At 58.5% G+C, this 21,435-nt stretch carries 17 protein-coding genes and 4 pseudogenes; 8 read left to right on the forward strand and 13 right to left on the reverse strand.

The genetic code is table 11. The features are described 5' to 3' along the window. Nucleotides 1-232 precede the first annotated feature (232 nt). The 4 genes from virD4 to AC0NIH_RS30385 all read right to left on the reverse strand — a co-directional run bounded on the left by virD4 (nt 233) and on the right by AC0NIH_RS30385 (nt 5,078). Complete coding sequence (gene virD4 / locus AC0NIH_RS30370; protein ID WP_474025097.1) at nt 233-1,924, reverse strand: type IV secretion system ATPase VirD4; 1,692 nt, start codon at nt 1,922-1,924, stop codon at nt 233-235. Nucleotides 1,925-2,168: 244 nt separating this feature from the next. Continuing rightward, nucleotides 2,169-2,711 carry a hypothetical protein gene (locus AC0NIH_RS30375; RefSeq protein ID WP_473469736.1) on the reverse strand — a complete coding sequence of 181 codons (543 nt, stop codon included), beginning with the start codon at nt 2,709-2,711 and terminating at the stop codon, nt 2,169-2,171. A 1,219-nt stretch (nt 2,712-3,930) separates the two neighbouring features. Continuing rightward, nucleotides 3,931-4,779 carry an IS3 family transposase gene (locus AC0NIH_RS30380; RefSeq protein WP_473469739.1) on the reverse strand — a complete coding sequence of 283 codons (849 nt, stop codon included), beginning with the start codon at nt 4,777-4,779 and terminating at the stop codon, nt 3,931-3,933. Further along, entirely contained in the window at nt 4,728-5,078 is a 351-nt protein-coding gene (locus AC0NIH_RS30385) for a transposase (RefSeq protein ID WP_473469738.1), read from the reverse strand. Before AC0NIH_RS30385 ends, AC0NIH_RS30380 begins: the two co-directional genes overlap by 52 nt. Nucleotides 5,079-7,297: 2,219 nt before the next feature. Here AC0NIH_RS30385 and AC0NIH_RS30390 point away from each other — a divergent pair. After that, nucleotides 7,298-7,882, forward strand: coding sequence for an IS6 family transposase (locus tag AC0NIH_RS30390; protein ID WP_474025098.1), 585 nt, complete (start codon nt 7,298-7,300; stop codon nt 7,880-7,882). Nucleotides 7,883-8,055: 173 nt separating this feature from the next. Next, entirely contained in the window at nt 8,056-8,406 is a 351-nt protein-coding gene (locus tag AC0NIH_RS30395; protein WP_473469892.1) for a c-type cytochrome, read from the forward strand. A 442-nt stretch (nt 8,407-8,848) separates the two neighbouring features. On the opposite strand, the pseudogene AC0NIH_RS30400 reads toward AC0NIH_RS30395, so the two are convergent. Together AC0NIH_RS30400 and AC0NIH_RS30405 are read right to left on the reverse strand one after the other, a co-directional pair. Beyond that, nucleotides 8,849-9,210, reverse strand: a pseudogene (locus AC0NIH_RS30400) (IS6 family transposase); the annotation flags it as partial. Between the two features lie 211 nt (nt 9,211-9,421). Next, on the reverse strand, nt 9,422-11,107 hold the full coding sequence (locus AC0NIH_RS30405; protein WP_473469583.1) for an NAD(P)/FAD-dependent oxidoreductase: 1,686 nt from the start codon (nt 11,105-11,107) through the stop codon (nt 9,422-9,424). A 333-nt stretch (nt 11,108-11,440) separates the two neighbouring features. Between AC0NIH_RS30405 and AC0NIH_RS30410 the strand changes: the two genes are divergently transcribed. After that, entirely contained in the window at nt 11,441-11,683 is a 243-nt protein-coding gene (locus AC0NIH_RS30410; protein ID WP_473469585.1) for a hypothetical protein, read from the forward strand. A gap of 39 nt (nt 11,684-11,722) precedes the next feature. Here AC0NIH_RS30410 and AC0NIH_RS30415 read toward each other — a convergent pair. Together AC0NIH_RS30415 and AC0NIH_RS30420 are read right to left on the reverse strand one after the other, a co-directional pair. Beyond that, nucleotides 11,723-11,991, reverse strand: a pseudogene (locus tag AC0NIH_RS30415) (IS630 family transposase); the annotation flags it as partial. A gap of 230 nt (nt 11,992-12,221) precedes the next feature. Continuing rightward, nucleotides 12,222-12,734 carry an EamA family transporter gene (locus tag AC0NIH_RS30420; RefSeq protein WP_473469581.1) on the reverse strand — a complete coding sequence of 171 codons (513 nt, stop codon included), beginning with the start codon at nt 12,732-12,734 and terminating at the stop codon, nt 12,222-12,224. 192 nt (nt 12,735-12,926) lie between these two features. Here AC0NIH_RS30420 and AC0NIH_RS30425 point away from each other — a divergent pair. Together AC0NIH_RS30425 and AC0NIH_RS30430 are read left to right on the forward strand one after the other, a co-directional pair. Continuing rightward, nucleotides 12,927-13,217 (forward strand): annotated as a pseudogene (locus tag AC0NIH_RS30425) (ISNCY family transposase); the annotation flags it as partial. Between the two features lie 451 nt (nt 13,218-13,668). After that, nucleotides 13,669-13,932, forward strand: a pseudogene (locus AC0NIH_RS30430) (DUF2958 domain-containing protein); the annotation flags it as partial. Nucleotides 13,933-13,956: 24 nt separating this feature from the next. Here AC0NIH_RS30430 and AC0NIH_RS30435 read toward each other — a convergent pair. Continuing rightward, nucleotides 13,957-14,403, reverse strand: a complete 447-nt coding sequence (locus AC0NIH_RS30435; RefSeq protein WP_473469579.1) for a type II toxin-antitoxin system VapC family toxin — start codon at nt 14,401-14,403, stop codon at nt 13,957-13,959. 872 nt (nt 14,404-15,275) lie between these two features. On the opposite strand from AC0NIH_RS30435, the gene AC0NIH_RS30440 reads away from it, so the two are divergent. Beyond that, nucleotides 15,276-16,130, forward strand: coding sequence for an alpha/beta fold hydrolase (locus AC0NIH_RS30440; RefSeq protein ID WP_473469577.1), 855 nt, complete (start codon nt 15,276-15,278; stop codon nt 16,128-16,130). Between the two features lie 300 nt (nt 16,131-16,430). Here AC0NIH_RS30440 and AC0NIH_RS30445 read toward each other — a convergent pair whose 3' ends face one another. The 3 genes from AC0NIH_RS30445 to AC0NIH_RS30455 form a co-directional block, all read right to left on the reverse strand. Beyond that, entirely contained in the window at nt 16,431-17,201 is a 771-nt protein-coding gene (locus tag AC0NIH_RS30445; protein WP_473469575.1) for a hypothetical protein, read from the reverse strand. Nucleotides 17,202-17,356: 155 nt separating this feature from the next. Further along, the gene (locus AC0NIH_RS30450) at nt 17,357-18,586 is read right to left on the reverse strand and encodes a type II toxin-antitoxin system HipA family toxin (protein ID WP_473469573.1); all 1,230 of its coding nucleotides are present in this window, start codon (nt 18,584-18,586) and stop codon (nt 17,357-17,359) included. After that, entirely contained in the window at nt 18,579-19,166 is a 588-nt protein-coding gene (locus tag AC0NIH_RS30455) for a helix-turn-helix domain-containing protein (protein ID WP_473469571.1), read from the reverse strand. The genes AC0NIH_RS30450 and AC0NIH_RS30455 overlap by 8 nt, the downstream gene beginning before the upstream one ends. An 83-nt stretch (nt 19,167-19,249) precedes the next feature. Between AC0NIH_RS30455 and AC0NIH_RS30460 the strand changes: the two genes are divergently transcribed. Next, entirely contained in the window at nt 19,250-19,597 is a 348-nt protein-coding gene (locus AC0NIH_RS30460) for a hypothetical protein (RefSeq protein WP_473469569.1), read from the forward strand. After that, on the forward strand, nt 19,594-20,304 hold the full coding sequence (locus AC0NIH_RS30465) for a hypothetical protein (RefSeq protein ID WP_473469567.1): 711 nt from the start codon (nt 19,594-19,596) through the stop codon (nt 20,302-20,304). The genes AC0NIH_RS30460 and AC0NIH_RS30465 overlap by 4 nt, the downstream gene beginning before the upstream one ends. 292 nt (nt 20,305-20,596) lie before the next feature. On the opposite strand, the gene AC0NIH_RS30470 is transcribed toward AC0NIH_RS30465, so the two are convergent. Further along, a complete protein-coding gene (locus tag AC0NIH_RS30470) occupies nt 20,597-21,388 on the reverse strand; it encodes a hypothetical protein (RefSeq protein ID WP_473469565.1) in 792 nt (263 codons plus the stop codon). Nucleotides 21,389-21,435: the final 47 nt, after the last annotated feature.

A 21,435-nucleotide genomic window follows, 5' to 3' on the forward strand; every position in this document is an offset into this window, starting at 1 on the left:
CGGCCTGCTGGATCTGATGTGGCTCCAGAGGCGCATCTCCGCCCCGTCGCAACCTGTCGGCAGGCGTGCCCAGGGAGACCCTCAGCGGCGCCGTGTATTCTCGCGGCGACTCTTCCGTGTCATATGTGGCATGTCGAGTCGATCCGGAGGATTTGGAGATGCAAATTCCCATAGCCGTTCACCTGTAGTGGAGTTTCTGATTGCCGAGGGACGGGATACGCGAGACGGGCGCTTAACCGTCAGTGTCATCTGGATGAGCTTCCATCAAGGGTGCCGGCTCCGGGAGGGCGCCTGTCTGGCTTTCGAAGATGCGTTTAAGGATGCGGTCCGAAAAATATCGCACCTTCCTCAATTGCAACGGTGGCAGGCCTTTGATGAGAACAATCTCGTAGTCGTCATCGAGCAGCCGAACCTGTTCGGGACGCAACAGCGGTGCACCTTGATGCGAATTCTGAATGTTCCAATCGAACGTTCGCGCCTGGCTGTAGGAAATCGACTTGGCTTCAAACGTGTATTCACCGATGGCTTTGGAAATGTAGGTTGGAGTCTCGTCATCGGCCGTGGCCATGAACACTTGCAGGCCGGTATTGCTGAGAAAATTCTGCTTGCCAGCCTCGCCATAGGCCCCCGTCAGTGCCGAGAGGCTTTGGATGATGAGCATGAAGCGCCCCTTGTAGCCCGCGATGGTCGTAATTGCGGTCTCGATCGCCTCCAGCTTACCCAAGTGCTTGAACTCGTCGAGCAGAAACAGAACTTCGTATTTTTCATCCCGGCGAGGCAGCGACCGCTGTAGAATTGAAACGACTTGCTGAAAGAACAGGCGTATCAAAGGCGCGACCACCTCAAGATCGTTCGGACCAACGCAAAGAAAGATGCACGTTTTGCGGCGGCGAAGATCGTACACCGAAAAATCTGAGCGACTTGTCGCCGCCTTTACAGCGGGATCCGCCCATAAATTGAGCCCGCCATCGCCAAGGACGGACGTGTAGGAGGTTAGGATTTTTGTATCGTTCCCGGCCATGTCGTCGAAGATGCGTTGTGCCTCTTTGTTCCGGGTCTCCATGGCGAGTCGCGCGAAGAGTTTGAACTTCTCCCCCGGCTGGGCGAAGAGATCATAGACTGCGCCGATTGTTGGCGTGCCCCGCTCGATGCAGGAGAGGATGCCCGCGACAAACAGATCTCGCGCGCCATTGACGAAACCTTCCGCGCCCTCCCCCTTCGCCGTAATTAGGTTTGCCGCCAAGCGGCGGGCCTCGGTGAATTGATGCTGTGGAGACAGCGCTATGAGGTCCAACAGCGGATTATAGCAATTCGTGCGCCGCTCCGAATCCAGCGGCGCAAATTTGAACACCTCGGCGCCGGCGGCTTGGCGCGCTCTCGAGGTAAGCTCAAAGAGCTCCCCCTTGACGTCGAGAGCTATTACCGAGCCTTTGAATGTAAGTAGCGTTGGGATGACGATGCCGACGCCCTTACCAGCACGGGTCGGTGCAACGATAAGGCTGTGAGGCTGCTCGCCATTGGTCAGGTAGTAGCCAGGCCAGAAAGGGCCACTCGTTTTCCCAAATACCGGGCCTGTCACGCCGCGGTATCGTCGTAGATAAGCCGTGCGTCGCATTTCATCCACTCGCGCCCAGCGCGCTGTCCCGTGATGTTCGAGTTTGCGCCGTAATACGATCTGCTGAATCAGCAAGACGACCGCGGACGTTGCGAGTGCGATAGCTACGCCCCGATAGAAGACGGGGGTTGCGAAACCCCGATAGAAAGGCGTCTCGAACCAAAAGGCACGGACGTCAAACGTCATCAAAGCCTCGCCGCTACCCCCATGGCGGAAGGTTGCGTACAGACTTGCCGCGCAGAAGCCGAAGGCGAGAGAGCAGGCGATGCTAATGGCTATGTTGGGGGGCGTCGTTTTGGTTGAAGGCATTGTTCCAATGGCGTATTAGATGTGGCTAATCTTGCGCTTGCTTCAGACACTGGACCGAGGTCGCGCGATGTCGCCCCTCGACAGATCGATGTCGGAGCGGGTGGTGCGATGCTTGCATCGACCACCCGGCAGACGTGTTTCTGAAAGTTACCTCAAGGCAGATACATCAACGGCCAGCGCATTGGAAACGGCCAAGCCGCGAACGGAATTCGGGGAGAAGGCGTCACTTACCATGGCCGAGACCTCAACGGCCGGAGCGATCTCTGCTTCTGGAGGCAGCCATCAGATCCTCGCGGGCGTGATTGTAGGCGTGGCTTATGGACTGCCCGACTCGACCACCCCGCTGCAGCTGTTCAAAGGAGGTTTGCGGGCCTACTGTATCACGGACTGAAGCCGCAATACTTGCTATGTGGCCGTCCAAATTCGCACTCCGTTCCTCTGCTGCATGCTGCGGCGGAGGCATGTTCTGCAAAAGGCCACGCAGGTCGGGAAGTGAGTTAGCTCGCGCTTGCTGATTTGCGTTTAATTGGTGATACGCGGTGACGATAGCATTTTGGGCGGTCATCTTGACCATGTGGTGCTGCTGAGGATCAGCAGCCAATTCAATGGCCTGCTCAAAAATGCGAGATTTATTTTGGTCATTGAACCTACTGAAGTTTTGCGCCACAAACATAACGCCTAGAGCTTGCTCCATTGGGTCCATGTTGCCAATGCGATTCACAAGAGCAGCCTGCTTCTGGGATCCTAGAAAATGGCCTATATTACTGGCCGCTTGGACCTGGAACAATGCTACATCATCCGAATTGAACCCCAATCCGGCCGTCAATCTGTCGGACAGAACGTTGGCTGATCCTCCGAGCTGGGCGTTGCGCCTATCAAATCTGCTGAGGTCAGATTCTTGCCCGGGTGCAACGTCCTGAACTGCACGTCGCGTTTGCCTTCCGGCGGATTTGAAGCTCCCAAGGTCACGTGCTGTATCGCGCGGATTAGCGGTTACTAACCGTTCTGCAACATCGTTCAGTGGCCCGTCTGGCAGGAGGTGGTTACGGCTTTCCTCGGCCCTCCTCGCGCCGCCGGATGAATTTCCAGCTGCACGTGTCCGTCTGCTATCGCGATCCATTGCTCGGCCTCCAAAGGCGTTTCTCCACCCCATGAGGTTACCACCGAAGCTTGGTCTGCTAAACCAATATGGTGTTACACTTGTAGTCTCGCCGAGGCTTCTCCCAGCTCTCTGGGTCACGCCGAGAGCGCATCCAAAGAAATAGGGTGAAGTTGGCCTCAAAGATGTTGCGTGTTTTCGCAGCCGACGGCACGAATGGCACGCCGGTGCCGCCTCTCGCGCAGCACCTTCTCCTTTGAGCGCAGGCTTACATGCTCGAGGTTTCGATGACGAGGATCGCCCGCTCCGGCTGATCAGCGCGGCGAGCTGTCGTGTTGTCTGGCAAAGAATCTGTCGAGCTGATCGACAATTTGCGCCACGCCGCGCAATGGCATCGCTGTGCCATGCCCACGACTAAAGGCATTCCTGCTGGAGGCCCGTGGCAATCTGCCGACCCAGCCGGCGCCAGGCGAGGAGCAAAGGTCCCGAGGAAAATCGCGCGCGGGGGGCCGCACGGTCGCGCAATGCCGCCCCGTCCGCACGCGGCAGTGTGTCGTCTATGAGTGCCGCGGTCGTCAGCACCAGCCGGTGGCGAGCCAACCGCCGCCTGGGCTATCGCGACTTCTTCAATGCCTTTGTGCCGGGGTTTTCTCAACGGGAGTCGCCTGGCGCAGCCACCTTGGAACGGACGGTATACTTCAGCGCCACCGTGACCAATGCAATTGCTGCGCGGCTTTGCGCCCCAACCGCATTGATGCAGGCGCACCATCGACATCATTTGCTTTGGCTTGCAACACCCCTCGCCTTCCACGCCCTCGACGAACCAGGGCTCACAGAAATTTTCAATTCCCCAAAGACGGTCAGTTTCTTCACGCTGCATGGAGTGCGCCCGTCGGACCGGACAGGATCAAGCCGCAGTTTTGACCATCTGCCGGGCGTGTTGGTCCTCGAATTGTTGCGGGCTGAGATAGCCGAGCGCTGAGTGCAATCGGCGGGTGTTGTAAACCTCATCAATGAAGCGGGGAAGGTCCTCAGCGACGTCGGCGAAGGTTTCGTAGGCCATCGGATAGACGGCTTCGACCTTCATCGTCTTCATGAAGCTTTCCGCTTTCGCATTATCGTAGGGATTGCCGCGCCGGCCCATCGATCCAATAAGATCGTGCTCGGCGAGAACGTTGCGGTAGAGGAGTGCGGCATATTGGGACCCTCGGTCCGAGTGATGGACGCAGCCCGGCGGGGGGTTTCGTCGTTCGATTGCCGCCTTCAATGCTGCAACGGTCAAGCGCGCGTCGATCGACCGGCCGATGGCGTAACCAACGACCTTGCGTGACCAGGCATCCAAAATGACCGCGACGTAGACGAAGCCCGCCGCAATCGTCACGTAGGTTATGTCGCTCACCCAGAGTTGGTTCGGGCCGTCGGGTGTCACGTTCTTCGCCAGGTTCGGGAAAATCGGCAACTCGTGATCGCTGTCCGTATTGGCGATGAAGCGCCGCCTGATCCTGGGCTGCAGATCGTGCTCGCGCATCAACCGTCTGACCTTCTTGTGGTTGACGACGATGCCGCGCTGCCGCAGCGCCGCCTGCATGCGGCGATAGCCGTAAGCTTCGAAGCTGTCGGAGATCTCACCCATCGTCTCGACGAGCGCTGTGTCATCCACGGCGGTTTCGGGCTGATCGTAGTAGGTTGATCGCGCGATCCCCATCAGCCGGCATCCTTCAGCGATGGAGACACCGCCGGGCCGGTGATCACGGATGTAGTCCCGCTTCTCGGACGTGCTGCGCTTTTCAGAGCCCCCTTTAGAAACTCGATTTCCAAGGCTTGCCGGCCTACCAGCCGCTCCAGCGCTGCGATCCGCGCCTCATAGGTCTGCATCGTGTCGGCCGCCGCCACGTCCTCGTCGAAGGAGCCGGCTTCGTATTTCTGGACCCAGATGCGGATCAGGTTACGCGGCAGTTCGTGCCGCTTGGCGAGACCATGCAGAGTCTCGCCGGAGAGGAACTCCTGCACTACCTGACGTTTGAACTCGATGCTGTGCGTGCGATAAGTCACCATGGGCTTCCATCCTTCGAAAGCCCGGCTTCCAAGTCAATTCTGCTTGTTCATCCTGTCCGGTCCGAGGGGCGCACTCCAGCACCTGGGCCAATTGTGCATGGTCCTACACTATCGGGTGCAAGGGGATGAAGGAGGGTGCAAGTGTGCGACGCGCACTGCTTGTCAGACGCGATTGCATGAGTGAGCGAATGCAGCCATCCTGGCCGACACCATGCCTGTTCTGGGCACAGCCCGAATTGAACGCCCCATCAAGACTCAAGGACGTTTCAGCTTACGGTCGCGATCGGGCATTAGCACGCTCTCACCATCCCCATTTCTGCGCAATGCCAGGGCAAAGGATCTACGCAAACTTTCACGCCAGGTCTCGAGTGCATCCGACCGCAATGATGTATTCGCCAGGGAGCATGTGCACGGTCCTTGTTGCGTCTTTTGCCGATGCCCCCGCGCCTCGTCCCGAGGCGGCTCTGGGCTTGCGTGGTGCGACCGAAGATCCAAGCCTTATGGCCAGCCAGGACGTCAGTGTTGACTGTGCAACAATGTCGGAAGTCCGACTGACATAGGCGGCCCACAACCGTGTCGTTGAAAGCTTTTTTCTTTTGCACGCTCAGTGCAGCAGATGATCCTCAAAGATCACACGGAACCGCGATATACCGAGAGGGCAACCCAGGAATTGACATGACAGGCATCATTGCGTCGGTCGCGCTGTCGACTTTGTCCGGCTACCAGAGGTTGGAACATGAGGGACGGAAGCCTGATATCGTTAGAGGCCGATCCTACAAAGCGGCATCTCACGTCCCGGGCGCCCTGGTTGCGCAGAGCAACATAGACGGTCAGCGTGTTTTCACGTGGGGAAGCCTCGGACGTGGCTGTACTCGGTTCCAAAATTCATTCGACCACGATCGGGAACAGGGAGTCGATCTACGGTCAGAGCCAGGCACAGAGACCGAGATCTACCACGATCACTGCAACATCGACGTGATCGTTGGATCATCAGACACAGTTGAGGACACCAATATGATCGAAGCACCGACAGCGGCGAGCGGTATGCATAGCCTGCTTTGCGACCAGCATCAGTTTGCTAATTTGAAGGAGTCTCTAACAGAAAAGGCATCGGGGAGCCGGCAAGAGTTGCCTCTCGCCTGAAGCCGAGGCGCGCCTCAAACCATTGTTGCTGTACAGGTCTGCCCTGTGCGATTTGGGAAACCGCGCGTCAATGAAGCGGATCAGCTTGCTTCTGCTGAGCGCATTCGGGCTCGGACCTGAGTCCCTCAAGAAGGAAGTGGTTCGATCCGGCACTGACCCTTGGGCGGGGGGCTTGGGGTGAGCCGGTGCCGGACCGAACCGTCTCAGGCAACGCCGGCTATGTCGTGGGAAGTTGTGGCAGCTTCGTGGCCAAACCGTGACGGTAACGTGTCGCAGATTCACCGATTCCAACACGCGCGTTGCAAACGTGACTGGACGTTTCGGAAACCGCGCCGCGCTGCTGGGTTTGGCAGGAGCTCTGCAGGTGGGCGGCCACTCTTGGCTGTGAAAATTAGCCGCCCGATCAGGCGTCGGACGCAGGAAGGGAAAAGCTCGCATGTTGTTCCGCGGGGCGCCGGGCGACCTACCACCACAAGCCAGCCGGCGCGGCTCGCCCGCATCGAATTCGACCATCTCCTTCGGAAGGGCTCACAACAGAGGACACGTCTATCAGGACATGCGGATCCGAAGCAGAAGGCATGCCCTCCAAGCTTGCGGACTGATGGAAAAGGCTCGGCGATTTTCATGACCGGGCAAGGCCGTTGCATTTGTCGGCGACGCTGGAATGACGGAACGGCCCCGAGTCGGGACTATACGGCGGGCCGGCCGGGTGTGGGATCGGGCTATGGGCAGTTGGGGGAGACGGCATGAGGGCAGGGTTTCGCGGCGCCAGTTCATCGCAGAGGTGGCTATCGCGGGGATCGCGATCAAGATCAGTTTTCTGGGCCGAGCCCCATCGGTTGCGCCCATTGCCAATTCGCCCCCCGTTCGCCAAACTGGATCGGACCGGACGGTCGGCCGCGTTTTAGGATGGATGCCGTAGCCAAGGTCACCGGGGGGCGTAATCAACTTAACTCGCGTTCAGGGATTTGCGGCATAGACCCGATGTCATGAACACCGCAACAGTCAGCTACAAGCGCCATCGTTTCCCGCGGCAGATCATCGCCAATGCGGTCTGGCTCTACTACAGGTTCCCCTTGAGCCTGCGTCTGGTCAAGGAAATGCTGCTGGAGCGCGGGATCGTGGTTTCGTATGAGACAATCCGCCGGTGGGGCATCAAGTTCGGCCCGCATTACGCTCGCCGCTTGCGCCGCAAGCAGCACAGCCGAAACGATGTCTGGCACCTGGACGAGGTCGTCATCACCATCGCCGGCAGGAAACACTGGTTGTGGCGCGCCGCTCGACGAAATCGTCCAGAACCGCCGCAGCACCAAAGCGGCCAAGTGCTTGCTGACGCGGCTGCTGAAGAGCAAGGCGTCGCGCCGAAGCGCATGATCACCGACAAGCTGCGCTCCTATGGAGCAGCCAGGCGACAGGTGATGCCGGACGTCGAGCATCAGTCGCATAAGGGATTGAACAACCGTGCCGAGAATTCGCATGTGCCGCTGCGAAAACGGGAGCGGATTATGCAAGGCTTCCGATCACCAGGAGCACTGCAACGCTTCGTTTCGATCTTCTCGGCACTGCGCAATCTCTTCGTCCCGCCCCGCTCAAAACGCTCCGCTCTCGCTACACATATTCACCGCCTGCAGGCCATGGCGGAAGTGGCCATGGTCAGCTGACATCAGCGGCCTGCAGGTCTCAACGCGTGTATACGCAGACAACGTGACATCCCCGGCTTCCTGAGCAACGTACTTTAAGCGAGGATTGGATCATGGCTTATGAACATATCGACCGCCTGCCGTACCTTCATTCGGGGAATTCCCGCGTGAAATATCTGTTCGTCGGCGCCACAATGGTTTTGGCGTGCTTGCCTCCGGTCGCCCGGGCTCAGGATATCGAGGCCGGAAAGACAGTCTTCAAAAAGTGTGCCGCCTGCCACAGCGCTGATACCGACGCGAATAAGGTCGGGCCAACCTTGAAAGGCGTTGTAGGCCGGACAGCTGGCACCGTCCCGGGCTATTCGTACTCGAAAGCCATGAAGGATGCGGGCGCAGTGGGCCTCGTATGGGATGAGCCGAACCTGATGGCATATTTGGCCAATCCCAAGGTGAAAGTCCCGGCGAACAAAATGGGGTTCCCTGGCCTCACGAATCCCGAGGACCTCAAAAACGTCATCGCCTATCTCAGGAGTGTGTCAGGTTAGAACCTTTGGCCGCTGCGTTTCTGGAACAACGCGAAGGAGGGAGCAGTCGTGTTTCACGCCGTGAACCCAGTTTTGAAAGCCGACTGTTCTGTCGGGCAAAATGGCGAAGCTATCCGACGCGGCTGGTCGAGCAGGCCTGTGCTCTTGCCGTCAGCAACCGCAGGACGGGAACCCATCCAATACGCTTGCTCTGGCTTCGCCACGACGGTACTCATTAGGCCGCGTCCTATGGCTATGCCCAAAATATAGCCATGCGTCGCCGCGCCCTTATTAGGTCAAAGTTGGTTAAGTTGCTCCCTCTTCCGGCAGCATGCATTCAGCAAGGGCCGCCGACAATTGACTCATTTCGCTGAGTTCCGGGGCTGTCGCCCCGTTTCAACGGGATGAGGGGGATGTCACGTTGTCTGCGTATACACGCGTTGAGACCTGCAGGCCGCTGATGTCAGCTGACCATGGCCACTTCCGCCATGGCCTGCAGGCGGTGAATATGTGTAGCGAGAGCGGAGCGTTTTGAGCGGGGCGGGACGAAGAGATTGCGCAGTGCCGAGAAGATCGAAACGAAGCGTTGCAGTGCTCCTGGTGATCGGAAGCCTTGCATAATCCGCTCCCGTTTTCGCAGCGGCACATGCGAATTCTCGGCACGGTTGTTCAATCCCTTATGCGACTGATGCTCGACGTCCGGCATCACCTGTCGCCTGGCTGCTCCATAGGAGCGCAGCTTGTCGGTGATCATGCGCTTCGGCGCGACGCCTTGCTCTTCAGCAGCCGCGTCAGCAAGCGCTTGGCCGCTTTGGTGTTGCGGCGGTTCCAGTACCGATGCTACTGCATCCCGCGCCTGTCAGCGCAGGAAATCGCATCCTAACCGGTCGACCATGGATTTTTGCGCCCTAAAGTGCCGATTCCCTGATATCCACGCCGAAGTTTTCCCAGCCAGTATTTGATTGCAAATCTCCTCGAGTGTGGACGTTGCAAACATTTAAGAAGCCTTTTCTAAAGAACGCTAAATTCCCGGTTCTCAATATCGATAAGCGGAATTCATCGAATCAATAGGGTTTCCGCTCAAGAGCTGGCCGCCACTGCTGCGGATAACAGCACATGCGGCATTCAAGCCCGTTTGTACCGCGCCCTCGACCCACCCGCCGGTAAAGGAGCATCCACATCCTGCGAGATACAGGCCCGTGTCTTCTTCCGGTCTTTTTGCGGTAGCGAATTGGAAAAATAACCGTTCTGAATAGATGTCTTCACCAGGATAATTGAGCTTGAAGGCACCTACTGAATATGGATCCATCAGCCAATCGTGCTGCAGGACATGACGTTCATAGTCACCGTTAGCCGGGACTAGATGACGGGCGAAATCAGGGGAAATGGTGGCCAGATCATCGACCAGACGCTGGCACCGTTTCTTTTTGTCCAGAATGGAAAGCATTTTGTTAGCATCGTCTTCCCATGTATAACTTAACAGTACCACGCCCTTACCATCCGGATCATCTGGCTGATAGTCTAGGCAGTAAACCCCTCTGGCAAGGCCATCTGACAAGATGGTTGTCGGCGAGCCCTTTTTTAACCAGAACTTGTTTTCCGTCAGCATAAACAGCTTGGAAGAGCCGGTAAGGTGAGTTTCTCTGACCGCTCGCAAAACTTCGTGAGTAAGAAAGGTTCCATCCGCCGTGAGACGATGGGCCAGCTCCATAGCTCGATTGCTGGTAGTGACGATGACGCGGTCAAAAGGCATGACCTGCCCTCCTGCGCATGTTACGAGAATCTGACCGCCCTGTTTGTAAATACGGCTTACATGACCGTAGCGGACACGCTGCCGCAAACTCACACCGTTAAGCTCCTGTTCAGCCAACCGTTTCACCAACAGAGAGATCCCTCCCATAATCAGGCGCTGATCGTCCTCGTACCCGTTAATTACTAGACGCAGTATCTCAGTAAACGCGGCTTGGTACACAGGTAAAAAGCCTCCAGATCCAATCCCTAGCGATCCGAAAAGCTCAAAATCTTCCGGCCTTTTCCAAGGTACGCGTCCTGGTGGCTGCGGTCCGGTAAAGATGGTGACGAGGGCCGAATAGAAGGAGATGTCGCGAAACGAATCTAGCCAGGCCTGCCATGCGTCACGAGCTTGGTCAAAGCGACGCGACCGAAGCAAAGTTGTGATCTTCGCCGGTGCGGGCAGTTGGATCCCTTCGTGCACGTAACCGTCGCTTATCAAAGCCTGCCATCCTTGATGAACGCGTCTGAACAGTGGCGGCGGACACTCGCCGGCCTGCCATAAATGACGCGCACCTCGATAGTGCACCTCGGTATCCACGATGCCCGGATCGGGGAAGGAAGCTGCGGTATCTATCCTCAATTTGTCCAGATAATGGAACAGGCAGGTTGCGCTGGAAGGAAAGCGCATAGCGCCCATCTCGGCAATGAGATGCGGTTCGCGCGGGTCGAAGATTTGTGACCAAGCCCGCCCACCCATACGATCCCGCGCCTCAAATAGCACGATGTCCGTTATTCCGGCGCGCAAAAGTTCAGTCGCCGCCACCAAGCCACTGATGCCGGCGCCCACAATGCCAACCCGCGGGCGCCGGCTGTTTTGAGCAAAGCTCCCAATACCACCTTCAGACTCGCTCAATCGCAAGAACGGTCCATAATCATACAGAAGATCGATACTCGGCAATGAATTTCTTGCGATGGTATTGTTCAGCATACCGCTCTCCGGTGATAGCTATATTTCTTGAGATCTAGCGTGGCCGCCCTCAGAACGCCTCCCCCGTTAAATTAGACGCTGGCCACAGCATAACAATTTCTGATCACCGGAGGCGCAATTAACGTCGCGTCAGAAGATCTCTTTGCCATTTTCTGTACTTGGTGATAATAATCACTGCAGACGCATCCTGCTAGCCGGCGATTGCCGCGATATTCATTTGGATTAGAATCGATTTCTCAGCCTAAATACGTCGCATTCCTCTCATATGGGGAAGGCGCTCTCCTGCCACCGAGCATGTTCCAAATACTCGCGCGCGATATCTTCTAATAGTGCTTGCTAACGATCAATATTATTTATTTTCTTTCTATCGCTAAATTCCCGCTCAGTGAAGTAATATTACGTTTCATATGTAATATAATACGCTTCCTCACTGATCAGAACCCATTTGCCGCCTCTCTTGCGCTTGGGGCGTCGCTGGAAGAAAGCGTGCCCAATGCCAAGAAGTACGTATTAAACACCCTTGCTAATCAAAGTGAGATTTCGGCCACTTGGGATGATGAACAAGCCGCCGGATGAACGAAGTGCCCTCTTCAATCCAACAATCCTCTCGGTGGGTCTACCATTCTTCATGGGCAGGCCGGGCTGGCTGCGGTCGAGCGCCTGGATCTGGCTCTTCTCGTCGACCGACAGCACGATGGCGTGAGCCGGCGGATCAACGTAGAGGCCGACGACATTGCGCAGTTTGTCGACGAACTGCGCATCATTGGTAACTGGCGCCAGCGGTTGGGCTGCAGCCCGTGCGCCCTGCCGGCTGCGGCCACCCTCATGTCGGCGGTCCAGTGCGTCGTCTCGCCAGGCGGGTCCTGCAACGACAGTGCCACCAGCGCTCGGCGACTTCTAAAAACTGGATGAAGCCTGGATCGTGAACTGTCTGCAGGGACCTGGACGTAATCGGCTTCGGCGCTAGAATCCGTTCGAACCCCACATTGCGAAGGCCAGCAATTATTCGTTTCGGCCGTTCTGGTGTGTCGAAGCAGGGCACCCCTGTCCACGCCATAACCCGCCCGCGCTTTCATGAGCATATTGGTCCTCGGATAGATAATAAGCACGTGCCCTAATCCTCTTCGCCAATTGGGCGTACTTGCATAGAGACGGCACGGCGCTCTGGCATGGATGTAATCAACGCACCGACGATAATGGCCAACGCTGCAAACATTCCTGGACCTGTCAGCCATTGGCCGAAGAGGGCGGCGGCGAAGAGCGCAGAAAAGAACGGCTCTTCGATGACCTGCGTCTTGTATGCCTCGATATGCTGAAGAGCGAGAATTGTGCAGTAGAACCCAAAGAACGAGGTGATAACCCCCAGTGCTAGCAAGCTTGGCAGCGCGTTCATTGACGGGATTGCTGCTCCGCTCCAAGCATAGGGAACAGCGAGCATAACGAGGCCATAAGCCAGGAACCACCAGAAGGTTTCTAGGGATGAGCGCAGCTTAAAGAATTTCCAGGCGAAGATAAAGCTGGCGTAGCCTAGACCCGCGACAAGGGCGAGGCTGACACCGATAATGCTTCCGGTCATCAGGCCGTCCCCAGCAATCACGAAGTAGCCACCAAGAAAGACCATGGTCATGGCGAACGCCTTTCGCGTCGTTACCCTTTCCTTCAAGATGAGTATGTCGAGCGCGATTGCACCAAGGCCGCCAGCGAAAACAAGGATGGCGACAAGCGGGATAGGTGCTAATGAAGACGTTTCAATCTGAAGGCGCGCCGGCTCTTCGCCACAAGGCGCGTGGCCGTCCCTCCAAGAACCGCATTCTTGATGGCCCTGTGCCGCAAGGAGGTCCGCACGCTGACGCAGGCTCTGACGCTGCGTTACGATAAGGTGATGTTCATTCTCCACCCGACCGAATTGGCGAAGAAGCTTGCCTGCAAGAAGGTGGTCGTCTGCGACTATGCTGATGGCCGTCTCGAGATCATGCATGAGGGTGTCGCCCTGCCCTACAGAGCCTTCGATGAGCTGCGCTCGGTTCACCGTTCGGCGATCGTCGAGAACAAGCGGCTGGACGCCGCCCTGGAGATGGTTGCCGAGATGCAGGTCGGCCGCGAGTCGCGCGCTCTCGTTGTGGCCGTCCCCACCGCCATGCGACATTCTACTTTGCTGGCGCCGTGACATTCGAACTTTGGTTGCAACATCGCGCACAAAGCATGACATCGCCAGATGCCGGGCCGGTCCGAATTCGTTATGTTGAGGTAAGCACCACGCCGCCAACCGGACGATTGCGAGCGGGCTAGCGATGGAGGCGCGGTGGCCAGCTCTCGATCAGGCTGGTCGCGGCCTTGGTTGCCCATCTCAATGACATCGGATCGTACTTCCCCCTGTCGCGCGCGAAATGCGCCCTTCCCGTCATCGAGACGAAACGAGATCCTCTTTCACCTTCCTGCAGAAATGACGCCCGCCTGGAGCGCCATCACCAAGCGAATTGCGTTGTCCGCGAGGTCGAACAGCCCGAGCTTGATCACGAGCCCGTCGTGAAGCTTCTCCTGCCAACCGGCGCGCGACTTGGCTCTTGACCGAGTTCGACCGCGAACCCGGAGTCGCCGTCGGTGTTTGCGACCTTGGCATGGGATGGCCGGAGCTCGGCTATGTAGCCCGGTCGGACCTCGACAGCTTGCCCGGGCCGTTCGGCAGGCCATGTCCTCGCTTACCTGCTCGGCAACGAGCCCCGGTCAATTCCGGCAGTTCAGTCAACTTTTCGACGACGCTCAGTCATCGGATCCTTTCGGCAAGGTTGCCACGTCTGTTCGACCTAAAAGCTGGTGCAGGGTGAGCAGCGGCGAGCGCATCGCCTTGGCTAGGCGTAGTGGAAGCGACCGAAATTGCTGAGGCGCCGCTTTCCTATGCCGTGCTGTTCGGCGACGGCGACCGCGTAGGACAGGACGCGTCGGGGCGAACCGGGCTCGCGGAGCCGAATCTTTCGTGCTTCGAGCCATTCGACGACAACCGCCTCAGCCGCTTTGTAGGCGCAATTCAACTGATCCGGCCGTGAAAGGACGATGATGGCTTCCCAGGGAGCAAGTGTCGATGTGAGCGGCGATGCCGCATCGAGCAGCGCCGCTTCATAGGCGTCGGCCGTGTCCTCCCCACCATTATCGAGACGATCGCACATGCATCGACGAACATTATTCGTCACCACCTGTGAGGTCATGGTCGAGCTCGTGATAGGCCTGCGGTGGAACCGGCTTTCGACCTGGCTGAAAAGACAGGCCGTGCTTAGCCAGAATCTTTTGCGCTGGCTCATACTTCACGGCGGCTTGTTCGTGCCGTTAGGTTCGCGGCTACGCAGCGCGGCCACCATGTTGGCGCGATGGACGATACGATCACGTTCCTGCTGCGCCAGCCCTTCCGCGATCAACATTGGCGGCGAAACCCCTGAGCCACGCGACCCAAGCCCGGTATCGCGCAACGAACGGCTTCGGGAAGACGGGCAGAGGCTGCGTGCCGCACGCGCCCTCATGGTCTTGGCGCTTCGCGACCGCGCGGGCGGGCCACGCTGTTCTGGCGCCGCCAGGCGCGTGATGCGTGTCCACAACCTGACAGCGGCACACAAATGCCAGGTTCAAAACAAACATTGGCGAAATGTCAGGTTCTTACAACCCGCCATCTGGGCACTTTGGAGGTTTTTCAAAGCATATCCATGCGCTTACTGCGCGCTGAGCGCGCTGGCACGGGCTTTGCACATATAAGTGCGACACTGAATCAGGGTGACTGCACGCGAACCGGCAAGACGAGCATGATCTCTTCCGTTGAACCCGTGTGCCCGTCTTTGAGAGGACGGACTGAAACAGCACCTTCTAACGGATTTGCTGCAGGCCCTGGCGAGCTACAAGGGGTCCAGCCCAGCCTCGCCCGTCATTCGAAAACACGTGCCCGACCAAGGAGAAGACGGATCGACACCTTCCTGGCGCGGCCGAGCATGTTGATGCCGACATTCTCGAGCTTGATGCCGAGGTCTTGGGAGATCACCTGGCCGCCGGTCACGATGCCGGCGGGCCGACGTGCGTTGTCCCACCGGGTGATGCGGGCAAGAGCGAGACGGAAAAATGGGCTCGACTTCCCGGTTGTCAGTTTCCTTTTTCCCTCGTTCTCAGAAGTAATCTTGAGGAGTAAACGATGCTCAGTGGAATGGCCGACCGTGGCGACGCTCAGATATATTATGAAGTTCGTGGAAGCGGTCCACATCTTCTGCTGATTTCGGGCGCCGGCGGTGACGCCGGGTATTTCTCAGGTCTGGCTGAGGATCTTGCCAGCGCCTTCACAGTCATAAATTACGACAGGCGGGGCAACTCACGCAGTACGGGCTGCTCTGAGACGCCGATCACGGTCGCGCAGCAGTCGGATGATGCGCGTGCGCTGATCGACCAGCTTGCCGGCGGCAAGGCCCTGGTTTTTGGAAACAGCGCCGGAGCGATCGTCGCGCTTGATATCGCAGCCCGCCACCCCGATGTCCTGCGCGGCGTGATCGCGCATGAGCCGCCCGTCACCGGGATGCTCGCTGACGGGGACCCGTTGCGGGGTTTTTTCGACCGCATCGCCGCGCGCTACCGTGAAGCGGGCGCTCAAGCTACTGTCTTCGAGTTCCTCCAGGCCGTCCGGGGCGAGGGCAGCGAAAGCACATATATCTGGCCGGAAGATCTCCAGGCGAGGTTCCTTGGGAATGCCGACCACCTGTTTGGGAATGAATGGGCGGCTTGGGGACGCTTTGTTCCCGACGAGGCAGCACTGCGCAGCGCCAAATTCCCTATAATTCTCGGCGCGGGTTCAGCTGACCGCGGGCTGTTCTATGCCCGGCCATCCGTCGAAATTGCGCGGCGGATTGGCGTTCCCTGGGTTGAGTTTCCAGGCATCCACCTCGAATTCGTGCCTCGTCCCGCTCTTTTTGGCGCGGCAGTCCGTGTGCTGGCATGCCTGATGCACACTGCGGCGGACGCCCTCCCCGAGGCGTGGAATACCGAAGCTGGGGGATGAACGGGCAGCGATCCCCCCACTCGTGATTGACACGATTGTTTCGGGAAGCGATGGGCAGCTTCAAAATGTCCCGTCGACGCGCACCAGAGCTGCCATGCCACTAGGATAAGCATCATGGTTCTATGAGGAACGAAGGGCTGGTTTTCCGCTTTCCTGCACGAGTACAGCGCGATGCGTATCGGCGGGGGGAGGGTCAGTATCTGGCGCCCCGGGGCTCCTTCACGAGCCGCATTGAGCCGTTGCATTCGCATGGCCAGCGGCCCGTCGACGACCACGGAATGAATAGACATGGCGCCCGCCTCAGCCCTCTTTCCCGCGTCGAGCGAATGCAGCCTCGAGATGAGTGACCATGCCTTCGAGGGCGTCGCTCAGCCTTTCAAGGTCGGGCTTGCTTATGGATCGCTCTCGGCCGTCGTGATCGCGGCCGTAGCGGTGGACGCAATCGTGCCGCACCGGCACGAACGCCATAAGCGTTTTCTTGGTCGCCTCATCTGGAAAAATGGTCGAGCCGAGGGCGCTCCGATAGTACAGATCGATCTTCACGAAGTTATGGTACATCAGCTCGCGCAACCGCGTATGTACCCAATCCCGAAAAGCATTCGGATTGGACGCGAGTTCAACGACTTCGATCTTATCCCCAACCCACTCCTTGTTGCCCTTCACCAAAGCTGACATTGCCTTCGGATCGTCGAGCACCAGCCTGATGAGACGATCGCTGAGATATGCTTCGATGGCGGAAAAGTACTGGACGAGCAGCATGCGGTTCAGCGCGTCACCGAGCCCGCGCCCCTCCATCTCGGCTGCGACGTGACCGATGTCGTAGGTTGCGAATTTGAAGATCTTTGCAGGATCCTCCGGCAGGTTCTCGCGCTGGTAGGCTTCCGCTTCCCATGGGCCGTCAGGCTCGTGGATCGGATCATCGATCACCCTCACATGCGTCTTGTGATCCGCGAGTTCGGCCACGAGGCAGGCGCCGGTGTTTCGGATACTGACAGCGAATTGGTGCTCGCAGCCACTGCAAGTCACCGTCTGTTCGACATAGCCCTGCGCGTCGGACTCCCGGTCCGCCAAGACGTCATAGCTCGGGACTTCCTCAATGGTCTCGCTGCTCGTATCCCCACATCGCGGGCATACAAACTCTAGCGATGGCTCCTGAGGCGACATGTCCTGCCCTCTCGATTGATGCTCGGGTGCTGGGTGCTGACGAACGCTCCCATCACTCCCTACTATGCGAGTTCACTATAGAGCGGCACGGTCGGGGCGTGGGCATCGACCGCCTCCACTACGGTATGCGTGAGGGGAAGGTGGCCCTTCTCGGCCTGCCACGCCAGCCGAAATCGCTGGACGGTTTCGGCGGCGGTGTCGATGACGAGCTTTTCGGGCAGGAGCGCCTTGGCCGCCAGGTGGCGTAGTTCATCGGCATTGAGCTCGGCCATCTTCTTTGTCCGAGAGTAGTTGAGCGCAGCCGTGTCCTCGCCCTTCATATAGGGAATGGTCGACACCAGGTCGTAAGCCGGCGAAAGCGCGGCCGACCGCCGGTCCGGATAGATCAGCGACCAGTTCTTGAGGTGCATGTCGCCATTGCCGATCAACGCGCTAAACACCATCCGCCGGACAAACTCGATGGCCCCGGCGTCTCCCGCTTCCGTGCCGATGACGCGCGCGATGTTTGCGTAGCTCGCTCGCTTGTACTTGTCGTCCGGAAAGACACCGAAGACCTGCGCGAAATCCTCGGTGTGAACGTGGCCGTCGGCGGTGCGGTCGAAACGACTGACCGCAAGCGCTTGCCCCTTCAACTCGCCGATGCCTTCTGGAATACCGGCGATCGCATCGAGATCGATCAGGTTGATGACGGGCACCTCCATACCGATCATACCGGCGATCGTCATCATCGAGAACTCGTTTTCCGGAACGCCGGCGAACTGCTGGGAGGGGAGCTTGACGATCCAGGAGCCCCCGACGCCCTCGACGGGAATTGTGAGGCCGCCGCCCTTTCCGGCGTTCTCGAACGCGGAGAATTTCAGCTGCACGCCGGCGAGCGAAAAGCGCAAGGCGTTGGGCTTGGCATTCTCCGGCAAGGCATCGTCGGCACCCGGCGGCAGGGCCTCGCCGGCCGCGGGATGGATCGACAGAGCTCCTGGGAGATCGAGGCCCAACACCCAGAGTAGGAAGAATTCCCGCTGCTGGTTCACGCCTGCTCGCTCGGCAAGATAGCGCCGCATGCTTCCCTCGGGCAGCAGGTTCGAGAAAAATGGCGGCACGACTCGCTGGGTGGGTCGAATTTTGGTAATGAGGCCGCCCAGATCGTCCATGAACGAAAGGCTGAGGGTGGGCCGATCCGCGTTCTCGACGTAGGCTTCGTTGAAGGCAAAGATCGTCCGGTCTCCCTGCAGATGGGTCAGAGTTCCGATGGGCTCGTTGTAGAGCCGCACCTCGAGAACAGAGACGTCAGGCATCTTCGTCTCCATCCAGCGAATAGGCCGGCCTCGGCTCAGAGATCGCGCGATGGGCGATGGAATTGCGCAACCGCTGCAGGTTCTGCGCGATGTCTCGGGCGATGGGCGCCGCTTGGTCGCTGGCCTGGTAGCGCTCGAGGCGGGCAATCAGTTCGCGTACCAGCTGCATCTCCTGATCCCCGACGCTCGCCCGGCGTAGGAATCGCAGTGTCTCCTCGATGCGATCAAGGTCGGCCGAGCTCCCGTAGAGGTGCTTCATTTTCTTGACCAAGCGCTCCGCGCGGGCAAAGCGCTTGTCGTTTGGCTGACCGGCGTGGATATGCATGTCCGGCGTTGCTTGGGCCTTGACTAAGCTCAGCACCGCCGGCACTAGTCTCTTCGGCACGAGCATGAGCTCGAGATCGAGCGCTCGGGTCATATCGATGAAGCTCGACAGCCCCGGCTCCATTTTGCCGCTCTCGATTTGCGAGATATGGCTCTGCGTGAGCCCGGCCCGCTCGCTGAGCGCACGCTGACTAACGCCGGAGGCCTCGCGGACCTCGCGAGTTTGCGCGATCAGGCTATCGCTCTGATAGGACATGATATAGAATCCCGATCACAAAGCTGCTGTGATCAGGATCATATATCTATGATCTGCGGCTTGTGTCAACCGCCTGATATAGAATGATGATTGAAGGCGCTTCATCGATACAAAATAACGTATCAGGCGCTGCGGATGATAAGGAGTTTGAGGGGGTGCCCAGAAAAGCAAAGCAATATGAAACGCTCGACGAAGCATTGCGTTCGGTCGAGCGATCTTCTGCGCGCAAGAAAAGGGCGCATGCAAAGCGCGCAGCGGAGAGCGCCGCTCGCGTGCCAGGAGAGGGCTACGAGCCGTGCATTGTGAGCTTCATCGACGTGATGGGCTTCCGCAATCTCCTCGAAACGCGGCATGCCTATGACATTCGTGATGTGCTGCTGCAACTGCGAGAGTTCACCGCGCCGGTCGAAGAACTCCCGATCCGCCGGTGAAGGAGGCCCGCCTGCTCAGCCGCGCCTTTGCAGACTCTGTATCGGACGCGGTCGTGCGGGTCCGGGTCTTCGATACCCAGTACAATGATGGCGCCTTCTTCCACGAATTGCTCGATCTGCTTCATGCCCAAGTCGAGTGCATTGGACACGGGGTGGTGATCCGCGCCGGCGTCGCCGTTGGCAATGCTCATGTCGGACTCGACGGCAAAGGACCGGTTTTCGGGCCTGCTATGGTCCGCGCCTATGAAATCGAGACCGATGAGGCGGTTCACCCCCGCATCCTCGTGGATGAGGCCGCATATCAGAGCTTTCTCGACGATGCGCGGCTGCGCCAGCAGGACCACGACCTCGAGGAGGAGCTGCGATATGTGGACCGTCTGCTGCGGGTCGACGCGGACGGGAAACGCTTCATCGACTATCTTGGGGCAAGCGAGTCCGAGTTTGACGACCCTGCCGGCTATTTCGTTTTCCTCGAACGCCATGCGGAGCTCGTCCGCGGCAAGCTGGCCGCGACGAGCGGCCGGGTACGCGAGAAGTTCGAGTGGCTTGCCGCTTATCAGAATTCGATAGTTGACGAGATTATTGCCCAGTTCGATGACGGTCGCTGGTCGGCTGAAGCGTTTATGGCAGAATGCGACCTTGATCCGATGTCGTTTCTGCGAGGGTTAGTCGTCAGTTCATTAAGGCAAATCGGACCGCGCTATTAATGGTCTCCGGAACTCCTCAATCGCGGAGAGAACACCTTCGAATGATGGCGGGGCCGCGTCCTTATCATCGGTGGCCATCGCGCGATGGTATGCCCTGATGTCCTTGATCCATCCCTCATAGGGCATTAGCCGCAAAGTACCTCATCGTGCGGCATCGAAGTTCGCCAATAGGATGCGACCCACAACTTGCAGTGAGCGCCACGCCTCGGTCCAGAACTCCACGTGCGGTCTCAGTCTCACGCATGCAGCCTCGATCAGGGCGGGAGAGGGCGTCGAGAACCGAGACACTGGTTCATGTACTGCCTTCTCGCTCGACCGCTCCGGTGAATCGGCGAAGTCCCATTTTTTCCTTCGGGCCGATCAGCAGTCCCAAGCTCGGAAAATCGGAACCGGATTGATCCCGCCAGCCCCAGTCGGGATGCTCGTTCTTCAAATGGGCAAGAGCGGGATTGAAGCGACGCAACGGCCACCCCGTCAGCGCCAGGAGCTCGGGTGATTGGCTTTCACCCGTTTCAAGTATGAGCGACGCAACCTTGGCGGCATCCCAACGGGTTCCCTCGCTACCCCATTCGACCATCACCTGATGATCGAACTGCTCATAGAAACGTTGAGTGGGTCGCAGCCTGTCGGCGCCGATCAGCGACTGTTTATCAACAAGTTCAAACGAGACCAAATCCTCGGCCGCTTCGCGAAGTTCGTCTGCGGTCGTTCCCGGCAGGGCGGCCAACACTTCATCGAGGTCGTGGAAATGTTCCGCTAGGCCGTCTGGACATGCGCGTGCCAAAAACTCAACGAGTCGGGCCGATAGGCCCGCCAGCGTCTCTGCCGGCGGTGAAAGCAGCGCCCAATGGCGATCAAGGCGCTTACCGTGTTCATTGGTGCGTTCGGAGATCGCGCGTTGCCACTCTTCGCGATCCCGCGTCGATTTGGAAGGGTGGGTAACCTGATAGAGCCGCGCCAAGCCGTCCGTGATTGGGTTTGTTGATGCGATAACCTCGACGAACGTGCGACCGAGCTCACGCTTGGGGTCCGTGGTGGGGGCAATAATCGGGTCGTTCTTTGCACTGGAGCCATCGTCCGCCATGCTGCGTCCCACTCATTCATAGCTCATATGTCCGTCCCTATTACCGA

The organism is Mesorhizobium sp. WSM1386, from assembly GCF_055901595.1.

What these genes read in the sequence shown, in the direction of transcription:
- AC0NIH_RS30435 (WP_473469579.1), bottom strand. Translation starts at nt 14,403, where the DNA reads ATGAGCCAGCGCAAAAGATTCTGGCTAAGCACGGCCTGTCTTTTCAGC.
- AC0NIH_RS30455 (WP_473469571.1), bottom strand. Translation starts at nt 19,166, where the DNA reads ATGTCCTATCAGAGCGATAGCCTGATCGCGCAAACTCGCGAGGTCCGC.
- AC0NIH_RS30440 (WP_473469577.1), top strand. Translation starts at nt 15,276, where the DNA reads ATGCTCAGTGGAATGGCCGACCGTGGCGACGCTCAGATATATTATGAA.
- AC0NIH_RS30460 (WP_473469569.1), top strand. Translation starts at nt 19,250, where the DNA reads ATGATGATTGAAGGCGCTTCATCGATACAAAATAACGTATCAGGCGCT.
- AC0NIH_RS30385 (WP_473469738.1), bottom strand. Translation starts at nt 5,078, where the DNA reads ATGGTGACTTATCGCACGCACAGCATCGAGTTCAAACGTCAGGTAGTG.
- AC0NIH_RS30450 (WP_473469573.1), bottom strand. Translation starts at nt 18,586, where the DNA reads ATGCCTGACGTCTCTGTTCTCGAGGTGCGGCTCTACAACGAGCCCATC.
- AC0NIH_RS30470 (WP_473469565.1), bottom strand. Translation starts at nt 21,388, where the DNA reads ATGGCGGACGATGGCTCCAGTGCAAAGAACGACCCGATTATTGCCCCC.
- virD4 (WP_474025097.1), bottom strand. Translation starts at nt 1,924, where the DNA reads ATGCCTTCAACCAAAACGACGCCCCCCAACATAGCCATTAGCATCGCC.
- AC0NIH_RS30405 (WP_473469583.1), bottom strand. Translation starts at nt 11,107, where the DNA reads ATGCTGAACAATACCATCGCAAGAAATTCATTGCCGAGTATCGATCTT.
- AC0NIH_RS30395 (WP_473469892.1), top strand. Translation starts at nt 8,056, where the DNA reads ATGGTTTTGGCGTGCTTGCCTCCGGTCGCCCGGGCTCAGGATATCGAG.
- AC0NIH_RS30420 (WP_473469581.1), bottom strand. Translation starts at nt 12,734, where the DNA reads ATGACCATGGTCTTTCTTGGTGGCTACTTCGTGATTGCTGGGGACGGC.